Genomic DNA, 14,820 nt, shown 5'->3' with positions numbered 1-14,820 from the left:
GAGGCGAGCGCGACCAGCGAACCCGCGGGTAAACCGCCGGGCAGGTCAGCCGACGCCGGTGGTGGCCAGGTCGTAGCCGACGTACACCGGGCTGACCGCGGCGTTGGTCAGCCGTGTGCCGCGGTACAGAACCACCTTGTCGTACACGAGCGGCACGATCGCGGCCGTGGCCATCACCGCCTGGTCGATCCGCGCGGTGAGGCCCTCGCGCGTGCTCTGGTCCCTGGCCTGGTCCGCCTGGTCGAGCAGCCCGTTGACCGTCGAGTCGTTCAGCTCGGCCAGGTTGTTGTTGCCGCTCGACAGGATCTGCCGGCCGTCCACCACCAGCGGGAAGAAACCGGTCGCGGTCGGGAAGTCAGGGCCCCAGACCGACAGGATCATGCCGATGTCGTGTCCATGGACGTACGACGGCTTGCCCGCGTAGTCGGTGAAGAACCGCGCGGCGTCGTACTGCTGGACCTTGACCTCGATGCCGGCCCGTCCGAGCGACTGCTGCACCGCGCCGGCGACCGCCAGGTCCTTCGGCCGGCCCTGCCGGATCGCCAGCGTGGTGGTGAACCCCGACGGCTTACCGCACGCCGTCAGCTCCTCCCGCACCTTGTCGGCGCTCGCCGGGTACTGGTCGAACCGCTGCCGGCCCACGAGAACCGGCGGCGCCATGTTCGTCGCGACCTCGGCGCCCTGCGGCCCGCCGTCCGCGGTCTGCACCGCGGTGCGGTCCACCGCGTACTGCACGGCGCGCCGGCAGTGCACGTTGTCGAACGGGGCGACCTTGGTCGACAGCGCGATGTAACGCAGGTATCCGCTGGTCAGCGAGTCGGTGTTCTTCTTCAGGCTCGGGTCGGTGAACGCCTTGGCCCGCGCCGCGTCGGCCAGCCCGACGCCGCTCGGGTTCAGGTCGGCCTGCCCGCCCAGGAGCTGCTGGTCGACGGCGTCCGCGGCCAGGCCGAACTGGACCTCGATCCGGTCCGGCAGCTGCGTGCGGATGCCGTCGGAACCCCACGCCGGGTCGCGGACCAGCGACAGCGACTTCCCCGGCGAGTACGACTCGAACTTGTACGGCCCGGTGGACACCGGATGGTTCTTGTACTGCGCGCCGGTGTCCTTGGTCCCCGGCACCGGCGCCGTCTGCGGGAGGGCGGCCAGGTAGTCGAAGTCGGCGAACGGCTTCTTCAGGTGGAAGACCACCGTCTGGTCGTCGGGCGTGGTGACGCCGTCGAAGTCGTCCAGGTTCTTGTCCTTGTACGGCCCGGCGTACGATCCGGCGTCGAGCATCTCGCGGAAGTACTGCGGGCCGAGGAAGAACACGTCCGTCGCGAACGTCCGCGCGACCGCGTACCGCACGTCCTTGGCCGTGACCGGCGTGCCGTCCTCGAACTTCACGCCGGAACGCAGCTTGTACGTCCAGGTCTTCAGGTCATCGCTCGGCTGGCCGGGGCCGTTCGCCAGGTCGGGCACCGGGCGCAACCCCGCGGCGCCGGCCCCGGCCCGGTAGGTGAGGAGCGACCGCGCGTACAGCCGGCTGATGTTCCACGACCCGGCGAGGTACATGTCGCCGGGGTCGAGCGAGTCGAAGTCGGAGGGCTGCGTCAGCCTCAGCGTCCCGCCCTTGGCGGTCGAGGGGTTGACCACCTTGGTGAGCGCCGCGTCGGCGGCCGCCGCGACGCCGGCCTTGCCCGTCGGCCCGGGCGACGGGTGATCACCTTTACGGGTGAGCTGGACGATCGCGACCGAGGCGGCGGCCACCAGCACGACGCCGGCGGACGCGGCGACCGCCGGCAGCCAGCGGCGGTTCTTCCGCACGCCGGGAGGCGGCGTCGTGTCGTGCGGCGGAGCACCCCACGGAGGCTGGGTGGGCGGCGGCGCGGCAGGCGGAAGGCTCTGCCAGCCGCCCTCCCACTGGCCGGGTCCGGCGCCCCACGGTGACGCCGGCGCGGGCAGTGCGGCCGGCTGCGGTGTCGGTGTGGGCGCGAAGGTGCCCGCCGCCGAGGTGTTCTCCTCGAGGCCGGCCAGGAGCTGGGGCACGGTGGGGCGGTGCGCCGGGTCCTTGTACAGGCAGTACCAGACCAGCTCGCGCAGCGGGCTCGCGATGGCGCCGATGTCCGGGTCGGCGGTGAGGATCCGGTTCATCATCGCCGGGATCGAGTCCTGGCCGAACGGCGACCGGCCGGTCGCGGCGAAGACCATGGTCGCGCCCCACGCGAACACGTCCACCGCCGGGGTGAGCCGGTGCCCGTTCAGCTGCTCGGGCGCCATGTACGCGGGCGTGCCCACGACGCCGCTCGTCATCGACATCGTCGAGTCGAGCGCCCGCGCGATGCCGAAGTCGATCACGCGGGGCCGGTCGGCGCTGAGCAGCACGTTGCTCGGCTTGAAGTCCCGGTGCACGACGTTGGCCTGGTGGATGGCGGCGAGCGCGCGCAGCGTGCCGACCGCGAGGGCGTGCAGTTCGGCGCCGGCCAGCGGGCCCTGCTCCCGTACGGTGTCCGACAGCGGGCGGCCCTCGACGTACTCGCTGACGATGTACGGGGCACGGCCCTCGACGTCGGCCTCGACGATCCGGGCGGTGAACGAGGGGTCGATCCGCTGCGCGGCGGAGAGCTCGCGGGCGAAGTAGCGCCGCGCCCGCTCGTCACCGCTCAGGTGGGTCCGCAGCAGCTTGATCGCGAACCGTTCCCGTGACGCGTCCCCGGAGGACTCGCCGTCGGAGGCATCGCCGTCGTCGAGCCGCTCGCCGAGATAGACGACGCCCTGCCCGCCCTCACCGAGCAGGCCGATCAGCCGGTAGTCGCCCAGCCGCTCCGGATCGTCCGGCCGTAGTGGTCGGGAACCCGGCATGGTCGCCTCCGGTGAACGGTTGGTGCGCGTGGGGAACGCCCATTGTCCACCGTGTGGCGGTATGACTGCTACGCGCTTGGCCGGCCCCGCCCGGGGCGGCGCCGTGCCCGAGCCGCCCGTCACCGGTGTTCGCGCAGGTCACGTACGCTGTCCCGGTGAGTGTCATGGTCGATCGGTACGGGCGGCGTGTCGAGGTGATCCGTCTCGATCGTGGTCATGGCCCGCAGCAGTGGATCCGCGTCTCGTGGCGCCGGGTGCTGCTCGGCCCCGGGACTCCGGGCCTCGGGCAGGGGTACTACCGGTCGGCGGAGGCAGCGCTCGCCCACGTCGACGTCGAGAGCCTCGTCGAGGTCATCGAGTTGCGCCGCTGACCGCGTCCGACGTCAGCGCGGCGCCTCGCCGACGAAGACGGCGAGGCCGTCCAGGAGCCGTTGCAGGCCGAACTCGAAGAGGCCGTCGAGGTCGAAGTCGTACCCCTCCGTGTTGAGCCGTTCGAACAGCGGGAACCGGCCGGTGGCGAAGATCTCCCGCAGCGCCGGTTCCTGGCCGTCCATCCACTCTTCGGCGTCCAGGCCGCTGAGAGCCTCGGCCTCCGCTTCGGCCTCCATGCTGATCGCGGTGGCCCGCACCCAGTTGAACAGGGTGAGGTGGATGGTCAGGATCGTCTGCACGTCGAGCCGGTCCGCCAGGGAGCCCAGCATCCACTCGGTGAACGGGAGGGCGTTGGGCAACGGCTGCGGCCGGGTCACCGAGAGGGCGGGCGCGAGCCAGGGGTGACGGCGGAACATCGCCCACAGCGTCCGGGCGGCGAGCTCCAGCCGGTCGCGCCAGCCCTCCGGCGGTTCGTCGGGAAGGGGCTGCTCGGCGAAGGCCGCGTCCATCATCTGCGCCAGCAGGTCGTCCTTGTCGGTGACGTACCGGTACAGCGACATCGTCGCCATGCCGAGTTCGGCGGCGACGCGGCGCATCGAGACCGAGGTGAGCCCCTCCGCGTCGGCGACGGCGATCGCGGCCGCGACGATCCGCGTGGACGCCGCCTGCTCGTCCCCGCGCCTCTGGCGCGGGCGCGGCCCGCCCGGCCGCGCGGCGGCGGGCCGCGGCGCGGAACCCGTGCCGGTCGCCACGACCGTGCCGACGCCGGGCACCGCGCGGACCAGGCCCTCGTGGCGGAGCTGCGTGAGCGCCTTCGTGGCGGTCGCCATCGCGACGCCCCACCGCCGGGTGATCTCCCGGGTGGAGGGCACGCGATCGCCCGGCGCCAGCTCGCCCGTCACGATCCGGTGCCGCAGCTCGGCCACGATCTGGCCCGAACGCGACGTTCCCCGTTCCACCGGAACCACCTCCGCACTAGTGCACTCACCCTAGCCGCCACGCTGCGCCGACACCCGTGACCGCGCCGCTCCGCGAGCGGCGAGTGCTCCTAGAGCACTAGTGCACTACTTGAAAGTTCACTGGTCACAGCCTTGCAAGGCGCGATATGTACACCGTACATTCCAGTCATGCGAAACACCGAGATACTCGTTTCCGGCGGCGGTATCGCCGGAGCGGCGCTGGCGTACTGGCTACGCGCCGCGGGCTTCACGGTCACGGTCGTGGAGCGCGCCCCGGGCCCGCGCCCGGGAGGGCAGACCGTGGACCTGCGCGGCGCGGGCCGTGAGGTGGTCGCCCGCATGGGACTGATGGACCAGGCGCGCGCGGTGGCCGTCGACCAGGAGGGCATGGCCCTCGTCGACGCGAAGGGCCGGGTCAAGGCGACCATGCCGGTCGACGCCTTCGGCGGTGAGGGGATCATCTCCGAGATCGAGATCCTGCGCGGCGACCTGGCGCGCGTGCTGTACGAGGCGACGCTGCCGGACACCGAGTACGTCTTCGATGACACGATCATCGGCCTCGACCAGGACGACGACGGCGTCACCGTGACGTTCGAGAAGGCGCACTCGCGCCGGTTCGGCCTGGTCGTCGGTGCGGACGGTACGCACTCCGTGGTGCGCGCGCTGGCCTTCGCCCCCGAGTCGGACTGCGTCCGCCCGCTGGACGTCTACAACGCCTGGTTCACGACGACCGACGCCATGGAGCTCGGCGGCTGGTACAAGATGTTCAACGCGCCGGGCGGGCTCGTCGCGTCGGCGCGCCCGGGACGGCTCCCCGGCGAGGTCAAGGCCGCCCTCGCCTTCCGGTCCCCGCCGCTCGTGTACGACCGGAGCGACCTCGGCGCCCAGCGGGCCCTGGTGGCGAGCCGCTTCGCCGGCGTCACGGGCTGGGAGGTGCCGCGCCTGCTGCGGGGGATGGAGACCGCGTCCGACTTCTTCTTCGAGTCGATGGGGCAGGTGCACCTGGACGGCTGGTCGCGCGGGCGGGTGGCGCTCATCGGCGACGCCGGCCACTGCCCGACGCCGCTCACCGGGCTGGGCACCAGCCTTGCCCTGGTCGGCGCGTACGTGCTGGCCGGCGAGCTCGCCACGACCGGCGACCACCGTGCCGCGTTCGCGCGCTACGACGAGATCATGCGCCCGTACGTCACCGAGGCGCAGAAGCTGCCCCCGGGCGGCGCCTCGGGGTTCGCGCCGTCCAGCGCTCTGGCCATCCGCATGCGGGCCGCGTCGATGCGCTCGATGACCCGGTGGCCGATGCGCTCGCTGATCGCCGCGCAGTTCGCCAAGGCGGGGAACATCACGCTGCCCGACTACCGCCCGCTCGCCGTGCGGTAGGACGGACCGGACCCTCAGCGGCGCCGCCTCGTCCAGCGAGGTTCGACGGCCGACCACTCCTCCTCCCAGCAGGCCATCCGCCGCCGGTCCAGGACGTGCCGTACCGCCTGCCGGGCGCCGATGAGGGCGAACGACAGCGCGGCGAGCGCGAACCCCGAGACGATGGCCTTCTGCCCGGCGAGCTGCGACCGCCGCAGCGGCGGATCGACGGACCGGCCCTCGCCGTCGATCCAGACGGCGGCGGTGCCACCGGCCTTCTCCCCCGAGGGCACCCGAAGGTCGCCGAACCGCGCCGAACCGTCCGGCGCCGCCCAGCGGGCCGGGACCGGCACCTTCGGAACGGCCGTGCCGAGCCGCCCGACCGGTGGCTCCGCGTCGCGCAGGAGCGTCGCGGTGACGCGATGGCGGGCCGTCTCCGTCCGCTCCGCCCACCGCCAGGAGGTCTCCAGGTGGTGACCGACTCCCATGACGACCAGCGGGACGAGGAGGAGGAACACCGTCGCCAACCCGACCGCGGCCGCCGTGTCGGCCCGGTCGGCGGGCCGCCGCATCGGGTTGCGGTCCAGCCCGAGCCGCCGCGCCGCCGGGCGCCAGAACGCGCGGGCCCGGGCCGGCCTCGGCGTCCACACCCTCCGAGGGGGACGACGGCCCGGCACGGTCACGACGCGGCGCCCACGCCGACCGGACGGTACTCACGGAGGGCTTCTTCCACCGACGTGTGGAACGTGACGCCAGGGGAGATGCGGCCGGCCTGGAAGACGTCCCGGATCGCCGCCGGCGCGCCGGCGAGCGACAGCCGGCCGCCACGGGCCCGCACACGCCACCAGAACCCGATGAGGAGGGCCGCGGCCGTGGGGTCGGCGAACACGGCCCTCTCCAGGTCCACCAGGAGATGGACCGCGCCCACGTCGATCCGCGCGAGCACGGACTCGCGCAGCCGCGGCGCGGTGAAGATATCGATCGTCCCGGTCACCGTGACCAGCGTGACCTCGGGGCGGGCCGTACGAGGATCGTCCATGACGGGCGACGCTAGGCGCGTCCGATCCGGAGGGGTACGGGCGCGAACGGATCCTTCACGGCCGTGCCCCGATCCTTAACGAAGTGCGCCCGGTCGTCGTCAGGAGCGCGGAGCCGCGCCGCTCTGCTGCTCGACCACCCACGCCGCGATCTCGGCCCGGCTGGTGAACCCCAGCTTGCGGAGGATGGCGCTCACGTGGGACTGGACGGTACGGGGGCTGAGGAACAGCACCGAGGCGATCTGCTTGTCCGTCTTCCCCTCGGCGATCAGCTCGGCCACGGCGCGCTGTTTGTCGCTGAGCAGCCGGTTCACCGACCGCCGCCGGGCCGGAGCGTCGGACCGGGGCGTGGACGGCTGGCCCAGCGCCAGGTCGACCGCGGCACCGAGCTCCATCTCCGCGCCGTAGCTCTCGGTGACGTCGTACGCCTCGCCGAGCGCCAGCCGGGCCTGTTCGGCGCAGGCGGAGTGCGCCTCGGCCCAGGGCCGCAGCCGGTGGATGGCCACGCCGAGCGTCTCCTGCATGTTCCGCGCGGCGCCCAGGAGCAGGGCCGCCTCCTCGTGGTGGCCGCGGGCCATCGCGCACCACGCGAGCGACTCCATGGACCAGACCGCGCCCCAGCGTTCCCCGATGTCCCACTGGGAGCGCAGCGCGGACCGGAACAGCGCGACGGCGGACCCCGCGTCGCCGTGACGGAGCTCGGCCAGGGCGCGGGCCCACTCGGCCCAGGCGGTCGCACAGGGCGCGCCGTGGGCGCGCGCGTCGGCGAGGTGCCGCTCGGTGACGGCGAAGGCGTCCGGCGCGGGCGCGGTGAACGCGGCGGCGATGGCGTGGAACATCTCGGCCATGGGCAGCACACGTGTGTCGTTCATCGCGGCCAGCTCGTCGCGTACGCCGGCCCACAGCGGGAGCGCCGTCGAGTCGCCGTGGAGGATCAGGGCCGTCGATGCGATGAAGTAGCGGTGGACGGCGAGCGCGAACGCCGCCTCGTCTGCTCCGGACACCTCCGATGCCAGCGCCCGGCAGCGGCGCAGCAGGGACTCGGTGCTGATTTCGTCGCCCAGGCACAGCGCGATCCAGCCCGCGTGCGAGAGCGCGGTCAGCCGGAGGGGGGCGGCCGCCGCGTTGGCGGCCAGGGCCTCCTCGGCCCGCGTCAGGGCGCGCATCCCCTCGCCGAGCGTTCCGCCGAAGAACCACAGCCGCATCTCGGTCAGCGCGACGGCGAGCCGCGCGCCGACCTCGGCGTCCTCCCGCGTCGTCGCGGCGGCGCACCGGTCGAGAACGGCCCGGTGGTTCGGCAGGTCCTGGCGCGCCTCCGACAGGTACCGGGCCTCGTCCGGTCCGTACCAGTGCCGGCTGCACCATTCGGCGCGATCGAGGAAGTGCGCGCTGAGCCGGCGGTGCGCCTCGATCTCGTCGTCGGACGGCGGCGCGGGCCGGCTCTCCGGCTCCGGCAGGTCCCCGGTGCGCGAGCCGAGGCGTGTCAGGCCGTACTCGCGCACGGTCGCGAGCATGGCGTACCGGGTCGGGATGGAGTCGGTGTCGGCGACGATGATGCTCTTGGCGGCCAGCTCGCCGAGGACCATCGGCACCTGCCCCGCCTCCAGCTCGCCGCCGGCGGCGACGGCCACCGCGGCGTCCATCGTGAAGCCGCCCGCGAACACCGCCAGCCGGACCCACAGCAGCCGTTCGGCCGGCGAGCACAGCTGGTAGCTCCACTCGAAGCTGTCCCAGAGGGTCCGGTGGCGGGTCGGGGCGTTCACGCCCTCCGACAGCGTGCGCAGCCGGAACACCGACAGCATCGACACGATCTCCGCGACGGACATCACGCGCACCAGCGGCGCCGCGAGCTCGATGGCGAGCGGGATGCCGTCCAGCATCCGCACCAGGCGCGCGACGTCGGCCGCGCTCCGCGGCGTGATCGCGAAGTCCGCGCGCGCGGCGGAGGCCCGCGTCTCGAACAGCCGTACGGCCTCGTACTCGGTCACCACCGCGCGGTCGGGGTCGGCCGGAACGCTCAGCGGCGGCACGTCGACCAGATGCTCGCCCTCGCAGCGGAGCGGCACCCTGCTGGTCGCGATGATCCGCAGGTCGGGGCAGCCGCGCAGGAGGCGGACGACGAGGGGCGCAAGGGTCCCGATGAGGTGCTCGCAGTTGTCGAGCACGAGCAGGGCCGCCCGTCTGCTCAGCGCCGCGACCAGGACGTCTCCGGGCTCCCGGGCCGACACGTCGTCGACGGGCAGCGCGTCCAGCATGACCCGTCCGACCGAGGCCGGGTCGGTGTGGGAGGCGAGGTCGACCCACCACACGCCGTCGGGGTGGGCGCGGCGGGCGTCGTTCGCCAGCCGCATCGCGAGCCGGGTCTTGCCCGTACCGCCGGCGCCGGTCAGGGACAGCAGCCGGACGCGCGGGTCGGACAGGCGCGCCTTCGCCGAGGAGAGCAGCTCCCGGCGGCCGACGAAGCCGTTGAGCTCGGCCGGGACGTAGCCGTCGCGCCAGCCGTCCGCCGTGCGTTCCGTCACTCGATCCGCCCGTCTTCGCGCCCCGCCGCGGGTGTGCGTACGTCACATGATCACCTGAATGGTAGTGATTCCGCCGCCGTCCCGTGGCCGAGTCGGCAATCCGTTTCACCGTCGGCGGGAGACCCCGGTATGGGGGATTACGTACCGGACTCCGTACATCGACGGATGCCCCGTGGACCCGTGCGGCGACACCATTCCCGGGTGCATCACGTTCCGGCGGCACCGTCCGCGACCACCTGCCGCCCATGAGCGGTGAGACACCGCTCCGGCGTGCCGACGGGCCGATCCGCGCCCCCCGGCCCACGGTGACGTGGGCGGCCCCATCGATCGCCCGCGTCGTGGACTGCCTGCTGGGCGGCAAGGACAACTTCCGCGTCGACCGCGAACGAGCGGCGGCGGCGCTCGCCGCCGACCCGCGGATCCGGCAGGTCATCGTCGAGAACCGCCGGTTCGCCCGCCGGGCCGTCCAGTACCTGGTCCGTGAGTGCGGCGTCACCCAGTTCGTCGACATCGGGTTCGGCCTGCCGGCCGCCGAGAACGCCCACCACATCGCCCAGCGCGACGACGCGGGCGCCCGCGTGCTCTATGTGGACAACGATCCGATCGTCGTGGCCCACGGTCAGGCGATGCTCGCCGAGAACGACCGCGTCCGGGTCGTGGGCGCCGATCTGCGCGACCCGGCCGGGATCCTGGGCCACCCGGAGTTCACCCGGCTCATCGATCTGGACGAGCCGGTCGCGGTGCTGCTCACCCCGGTCCTGCAGTTCCTCTCCGACGCCGACCGCCCGGAGGAGATCGTGCGGACGATCCGTGACGCACTGGCCCCCGGCAGCCACCTCGTCATCTCCCACGCGTGCCCGGAGACGCGCCCGGGGCAGGTCGGACGCGTCATGGACGTCTACCGGTCCATCGTGTCCTCGGCCACGGCGCGCGAGCGCGAGCGCATCACCGGCTTCTTCGGCGACTTCTCCCTCGCCGAACCCGGTCTGACCTGGCTGCCGTCCTGGCGGCCGGACCTCGCCGTGCCGCACCGGGTGGCCGAACGCGTCTGGCAGCTCGGCGGTGTCGCCCGCAAGCCGGACGCCCCCTCAGCCTGACCTCGCACCACGACCAGCCACACATCGGAGAACGAACGCCTATGAGACCGGTCCGCCGTTTCCGCGAACTGGGAGCCGCACGGCCGCCGGCCGACACCAGGGTCCTGCTGCGACGCGCCGTCGTGCTGGGCGGCAGCATCGCCGGGCTGCTCGCGGCACGCGTCCTCAGCGACCACGCCGCCGAAGTGATCATCCTGGAACGCGACGACCAGGACCCGGGCCGGACCAGGCCCGGGGTGCCGCAGAGCACGCAGGTGCACGTCCTGCTGGACGGCGGGCGGGTGCAGCTGGACCGCTGGTTCCCCGGGTTCTCCCACAGCATGCTCGCCGACGGCGCGGTGCTGTCGAAGAGCGACGCCATCCGCATGTACGTCGACGGCAACCTCAAGGTGCCGGCGGACGGCGACATCCTCAGCGCCGGCCGGCCGTTCCTGGAGAGCCGCGTACGCGCCCGTGCCCTCGCCCTCCGCAACGTCCGGCTCGTCCCGGCACGGGCCCGTGGGCTGACATTCAGCGGGGACCGGGTCACCGGCGTGCGGTACACCGCCGATGGCGATCCGGCCGACCGGGTCACGGACCTGCCGGCCGACCTCGTCGTCGACGCGATGGGCCGCTCCAGCCGGCTCGGCGACTGGCTGGAACAGGCCGGCTGGTCCCGGCCGCCGATGCAGCGGGTCGGCATCGACCTCGGCTACGCCACCGCGCAGTTCCGGCGCGACGACGCCCGGCCCGGCGCCTCCACCGTCCAGGCGGTCGTCCTGCCGGGCTCAGGGCAGCGCCCGGGAGTCAGCGTGCTGACCGCGGTGGAGGACGGCCGCTGGTCGATGCTGCTGTCCGGATTCGCCGACGACCACCCGACACGGGACCCGGAGGACTTCCGCGCGCGCTGCCGGCGGCTCCCGGAGATCTTCTCGAGCGTGGCCGAGAGATGCCCGATGATCGGTCCGGTCGCGACCTACCGGCAGGCCGACTCCCGGCGCCGCGACTTCCACGCGTCGCGGCGGCTGCCGGCCGGGCTCGTGGCCGTGGGCGACGCGGTCGCCTCGTTCAACCCCGTGTACGGCCAGGGCATGTCCTCGGCCGCGCTGCACGCCTCCTGCCTGTCGGCCTACCTGCGGTCGGGACCCACGATCTCGGCGCCGGCACGTGGCTACTTCGACCTGGTGCGGATCGTCGTCGACGCCGCCTGGCAGACCTCGACGACCAACGACCTCGGGCTGCCGCACGTCGACGGCCCGTACCCGCGCGGCTTCCGGGTCGCGCACCGCATCAGCGACCTGATCCTGAGGGCCTCGGTGACCGACGCGGACATCAACCACCGCTTCCTCCAGGTCACGCACATGCGGGCGCACCCGAACACCCTCATCCGGCCCGGTCTGCTGCTCCGCGCCGTACGCGCCACCCGGGCGCGGACCCCGGCCGCACACTGACCTCGCCGATCAGATCGAAGGAACCACCATGGACACCGCGCCCCGCCGAGCCGGCCATGCTCCGCCGCCCGCGCCCGCCGAGCAGCTCGAGCGGGTACGGCTGTACGACCAGGCCTTCGCCTCGGACCCCGCGTGGGCCTACGCGCGGATGCGGGAGTACGGCGAGGCCGTGCCGGTCGAACTGGCGCCCGGCGTGCCGGCGACCCTCATCATCGGTTACGAGGCCGCACTCGAGGTGCTGCGCGATCCGGTGACCTTCCCCAAGGACCCGCGCCAGTGGCAGCGGCACATCCCGCCGGACTGCCCGGTGCTGCCGCTGATGATGTACCGGCCGAACTGCATGTACACGGACGACCCGGTGCACACGCGGCTGCGGCAGGCGGTCACCCACGCGCTGGATCTCATCGACCCGTCCTCGCTGCGTGAGCAGGTGGGCGACATCGCCGAGGAGCTCATCGCCGGGTTCGCCGCCGCGGGTGAGGCCGACCTGCTGGCCCAGTTCGCCCGGCCCCTGCCGCTGCTGCTCTTCAACCGGCTCCTCGGCTGTCCGCCCGCCCTCAGCGAGCGGCTGGCCCGCGGGTACAAGGGCATCTTCGACGGCGTCGACGCGGAGAAGGCCAACGCCGAGCTCAGCCGGGGCGTCGCCGAGCTGATCGCGCTGAAACGGCGCCGGCCGGGCCAGGATCTGACCTCCCAGATCCTGGCGGACCCGGCGGGGCTGTCCGACGAGGAGGCGCTGCACCAGGTGCTCCTCCTCATGGGCGCCGGGGCCGAACCGCAGCAGAACCTCATCGCCAACGGCGTCCACCTGCTGCTGGCCAGCGAGGAGGTGGCCGGCGACGTCTGGGGCGGCAACCTGCTCATCGAGGACGCGCTGGACGAACTGCTGTGGACCGACCCGCCGATCGCGAACTTCGGCTTCACCTATCCCCGGCACGACGTGGAGTTCCGCGGGACGATCCTGCCCGCGCACCAGCCGGTGGTGATCGGTTACTCCGCCGCGAACACCGACCCGTACACCACGTCGGGATCACGCGTCGGCAACCGGGCGCACCTCGCCTGGGGTGCGGGCCCGCACGGCTGCCCGGCGAAGCGGCCGGCGCTCCTCATCGCGACGGTCGCCATCGAGAAGCTGCTCGACGGCCTGCCCGGTCTGAGGCTGGCGTTCCCGGGCGGCGAGGCGACCTGGCGGCCCGGCCCGTTCCACCGCGCCCTGACCGCGCTGCCCGTACGTTTCACCCCGGCCGCCGCCGGCCGGCACCGCTACGGCGTACCGCGGAACCTCGGCTGAGCACGAACCTCCTGCCGGACTGCAAGTACTATCGCGGTAGTTGATCGGTTCGAGCGGATTGGGGCTGGTGTGAGGCGACGGTCCCGGCGGTCCGCGGATCCCGATGGCGTGTGGGCCGGGGAGCCTCTCCGGCGGCCCGCCGTGAAAGTGCTGCTGGGCGCCGGCGCCGCACTGGCGGTGGTCGTGCTGGGCGTCGCGCATCGTACGGCCGTCGACGCCGGCGGGGACAGCCTGGCCGGGGCGGACGGGGAGTGGCTCGTACTCGCGGTGCTCGCCACCGTGGCGATGTGGCTCGCCGGCGCGGTGTCGCTGCTCGGCACCATCCCGGTGCGCCCGCCGCTCGGGCGGGTGCTCGCCGTCCAGTTCGCGGCGTCCTTCGCCAACCACCTGCTGCCCGCCGGCTCGGGGGCGATGGCGGTCAACGTGCGTTTCCTGCAGCGACAGGGGATCAGCCGCGGCGCCGCCGTGGGCGCGGTGGGACTGAACTCCCTGGCCACCGGGATCACCCACGTCGTGCTGCTGGCGGCCGCCGTCGCGGTCGCCCCGTCGACGCTGGTCCGCGTGGGCGTCCACCTGCCGCGGCCGGACGTACGGACCATCGTCCCGCCGTCGTCACATGGGCCGGTCGCGTTCGCGGCCGTCGGAGCGGCCGTGCTGTCGGCCGGGGCCCTGGTCGCGCTGCGCGGATCGAGGCGGCGGCTGCGGCGACGCGCTCGACGGGTGGCCTCGGCGGCGCGGCGGCTCGTACGGGAGATGCGCGAGCTGGGCGAGGTCCTGCGCCATCCGGGCCGGGCCGCCGCGCTCTGGCTCGGCTCGCTGACTCTGCCGCTCTTCCACGCGTTCATCCTGTTCTCGCTGCTGCGCGGCCTCCAGGCATCGATCGGCGCCGGGACGGTGCTGGTCGTCTACCTCGGCATGTCCTCGCTGACGGCGGTGGTCCCGTCGCCCGGCGCCATCGGAGGCCTGGACGTGGCCCTGGTCGCGGGACTCGTCGCCGCGGGCGTCTCCTCGACGGCCGCCGTCGCGACCGTCCTCGGCTATCGGATGATCACGGTCTGGCTGCCGCTGCCACCCGCCGCGTGCACCTTCGCCGTGCTGCTGCGCCGCCGCGTCATCTGATGCCGTGATCCGTCCGGGGGCTTCGACCCGGAGCGCGCGGTCGATGTCCTCGTCCTTCAGTCAGATGTATCGGCCCCACCTGTGCGGCGTCGCCTGCGCCGCGTCATCGTGGTGGTCGGACGGTGCGGCGAATATGGCGAATGCGGCGCTGAGCTGCGGCGAGCGGGTTCACTATCGCGGTAGTACTACCGGAGAGTACGCTCGGCGGAATGAGTGCCGAGTCCCCTGCGCGCGAGCCCTCCGTCGGGCGGTCCTCCGGCGGTGGCGCCAGGCGTCAGCCCGGGATGCTCGAGGACGAGGTGCTGGCCGTGCTCTGGACGGCCGGGCGGGCGATGACGCCCGCCGAGGTGCGGGACCGGCTGGACGACCGGCTCGCCTACACGACGGTGATGTCCACTCTGGCGCGTATGCACCGAAAAGGGCTGGTGTCTCGCCGCCCGGTGAAGAAGGGGTACTCCTACCTCCCCACCGTCGACGAGGCCTCCCACACCGCGCGGGCGATGACCGATCTGCTGAGTCGCCGCCACGACCACGCGGGAGTGCTGGCGAGGTTCGTGTCGTCGCTGAGCCCGGAGGACGAGGCGCTTCTGCAGCGGCTGCTGCGCGGCGGCGAGGACGCCTGAGGGGCGGCCCCTCGGCCTGATCGACGCCCGGTTCGCCGCCGGGCGGGTCCGGTGTGTGCGCGTATCCCTCATCGTCGTCGCGCCGACGCGTGCTCCCGCATAGGTAAGCACACCTTTGCCTTCCGGTAACCCACGCCCTCCTACTGTCGCGGTCGTACTACCGAAATAGTAGATAT

Annotated in this window: 12 protein-coding genes; 7 read left to right on the top strand and 5 right to left on the bottom strand. The window is 73.2% G+C overall.

Going from position 1 to position 14,820, the window contains the following annotated elements; all coding sequences use genetic code 11:
• Positions 1-45 precede the first annotated feature (45 nt).
• Entirely contained in the window at positions 46-2,838 is a 2,793-nt protein-coding gene (locus tag QSK37_RS44295) for an ABC transporter substrate-binding protein (protein WP_285633882.1), read from the bottom strand.
• A 155-nt stretch (positions 2,839-2,993) separates the two neighbouring features.
• On the opposite strand from QSK37_RS44295, the gene QSK37_RS44290 reads away from it, so the two are divergent.
• Positions 2,994-3,209: a hypothetical protein gene (locus QSK37_RS44290; protein ID WP_285573244.1), complete on the top strand. Its 216-nt coding sequence runs from the start codon at positions 2,994-2,996 to the stop codon at positions 3,207-3,209.
• A 12-nt stretch (positions 3,210-3,221) separates the two neighbouring features.
• Here the strand turns inward: QSK37_RS44290 and QSK37_RS44285 are convergent, their stop codons facing one another.
• Positions 3,222-4,169, bottom strand: coding sequence for a TetR/AcrR family transcriptional regulator C-terminal domain-containing protein (locus QSK37_RS44285; protein ID WP_285633879.1), 948 nt, complete (start codon positions 4,167-4,169; stop codon positions 3,222-3,224).
• A gap of 168 nt (positions 4,170-4,337) precedes the next feature.
• Between QSK37_RS44285 and QSK37_RS44280 the strand changes: the two genes are divergently transcribed.
• Positions 4,338-5,546, top strand: a complete 1,209-nt coding sequence (locus QSK37_RS44280) for an FAD-dependent monooxygenase (RefSeq protein ID WP_285633876.1) — start codon at positions 4,338-4,340, stop codon at positions 5,544-5,546.
• Between the two features lie 14 nt (positions 5,547-5,560).
• On the opposite strand, the gene QSK37_RS44275 is transcribed toward QSK37_RS44280, so the two are convergent.
• From QSK37_RS44275 to QSK37_RS44265, 3 genes are all read right to left on the bottom strand, one after another.
• Positions 5,561-6,175, bottom strand: a complete 615-nt coding sequence (locus QSK37_RS44275) for an Rv1733c family protein (RefSeq protein WP_285633874.1) — start codon at positions 6,173-6,175, stop codon at positions 5,561-5,563.
• A 29-nt stretch (positions 6,176-6,204) separates the two neighbouring features.
• Positions 6,205-6,564 carry an STAS domain-containing protein gene (locus QSK37_RS44270; protein WP_285633870.1) on the bottom strand — a complete coding sequence of 120 codons (360 nt, stop codon included), beginning with the start codon at positions 6,562-6,564 and terminating at the stop codon, positions 6,205-6,207.
• Positions 6,565-6,663: 99 nt separating this feature from the next.
• Positions 6,664-9,084 (bottom strand): ATP-binding protein, encoded by a 2,421-nt coding sequence (locus QSK37_RS44265; RefSeq protein ID WP_285633867.1) that lies wholly within the window; start codon positions 9,082-9,084, stop codon positions 6,664-6,666.
• Between the two features lie 245 nt (positions 9,085-9,329).
• On the opposite strand from QSK37_RS44265, the gene QSK37_RS44260 reads away from it, so the two are divergent.
• The 5 genes from QSK37_RS44260 to QSK37_RS44240 all read left to right on the top strand — a co-directional run bounded on the left by QSK37_RS44260 (position 9,330) and on the right by QSK37_RS44240 (position 14,644).
• Entirely contained in the window at positions 9,330-10,181 is an 852-nt protein-coding gene (locus QSK37_RS44260) for an SAM-dependent methyltransferase (protein WP_285633864.1), read from the top strand.
• Between the two features lie 41 nt (positions 10,182-10,222).
• A complete protein-coding gene (locus QSK37_RS44255) occupies positions 10,223-11,611 on the top strand; it encodes an FAD-dependent oxidoreductase (protein WP_285633861.1) in 1,389 nt (462 codons plus the stop codon).
• Positions 11,612-11,639: 28 nt separating this feature from the next.
• Positions 11,640-12,902, top strand: a complete 1,263-nt coding sequence (locus QSK37_RS44250) for a cytochrome P450 family protein (RefSeq protein WP_285633858.1) — start codon at positions 11,640-11,642, stop codon at positions 12,900-12,902.
• Positions 12,903-13,043: 141 nt separating this feature from the next.
• Positions 13,044-14,021 carry a lysylphosphatidylglycerol synthase transmembrane domain-containing protein gene (locus tag QSK37_RS44245; protein WP_285633855.1) on the top strand — a complete coding sequence of 326 codons (978 nt, stop codon included), beginning with the start codon at positions 13,044-13,046 and terminating at the stop codon, positions 14,019-14,021.
• Between the two features lie 209 nt (positions 14,022-14,230).
• Positions 14,231-14,644, top strand: a complete 414-nt coding sequence (locus tag QSK37_RS44240; protein ID WP_285633852.1) for a BlaI/MecI/CopY family transcriptional regulator — start codon at positions 14,231-14,233, stop codon at positions 14,642-14,644.
• Positions 14,645-14,820: the final 176 nt, after the last annotated feature.

The sequence above is a fragment of the Actinoallomurus iriomotensis genome (assembly GCF_030269445.1).
GTDB classification, from domain to species: domain Bacteria; phylum Actinomycetota; class Actinomycetes; order Streptosporangiales; family Streptosporangiaceae; genus Actinoallomurus; species Actinoallomurus iriomotensis.
The sequence above is the reverse complement of the archived record's forward strand: the minus strand, read 5'-3'. Positions and strand labels throughout refer to the sequence as shown.

What these genes read in the sequence shown, in the direction of transcription:
- QSK37_RS44295 (WP_285633882.1), bottom strand. Translation starts at nt 2,838, where the DNA reads ATGCCGGGTTCCCGACCACTACGGCCGGACGATCCGGAGCGGCTGGGC.
- QSK37_RS44280 (WP_285633876.1), top strand. Translation starts at nt 4,338, where the DNA reads ATGCGAAACACCGAGATACTCGTTTCCGGCGGCGGTATCGCCGGAGCG.
- QSK37_RS44270 (WP_285633870.1), bottom strand. Translation starts at nt 6,564, where the DNA reads ATGGACGATCCTCGTACGGCCCGCCCCGAGGTCACGCTGGTCACGGTG.
- QSK37_RS44260 (WP_285633864.1), top strand. Translation starts at nt 9,330, where the DNA reads ATGAGCGGTGAGACACCGCTCCGGCGTGCCGACGGGCCGATCCGCGCC.
- QSK37_RS44255 (WP_285633861.1), top strand. Translation starts at nt 10,223, where the DNA reads ATGAGACCGGTCCGCCGTTTCCGCGAACTGGGAGCCGCACGGCCGCCG.
- QSK37_RS44250 (WP_285633858.1), top strand. Translation starts at nt 11,640, where the DNA reads ATGGACACCGCGCCCCGCCGAGCCGGCCATGCTCCGCCGCCCGCGCCC.
- QSK37_RS44240 (WP_285633852.1), top strand. Translation starts at nt 14,231, where the DNA reads ATGAGTGCCGAGTCCCCTGCGCGCGAGCCCTCCGTCGGGCGGTCCTCC.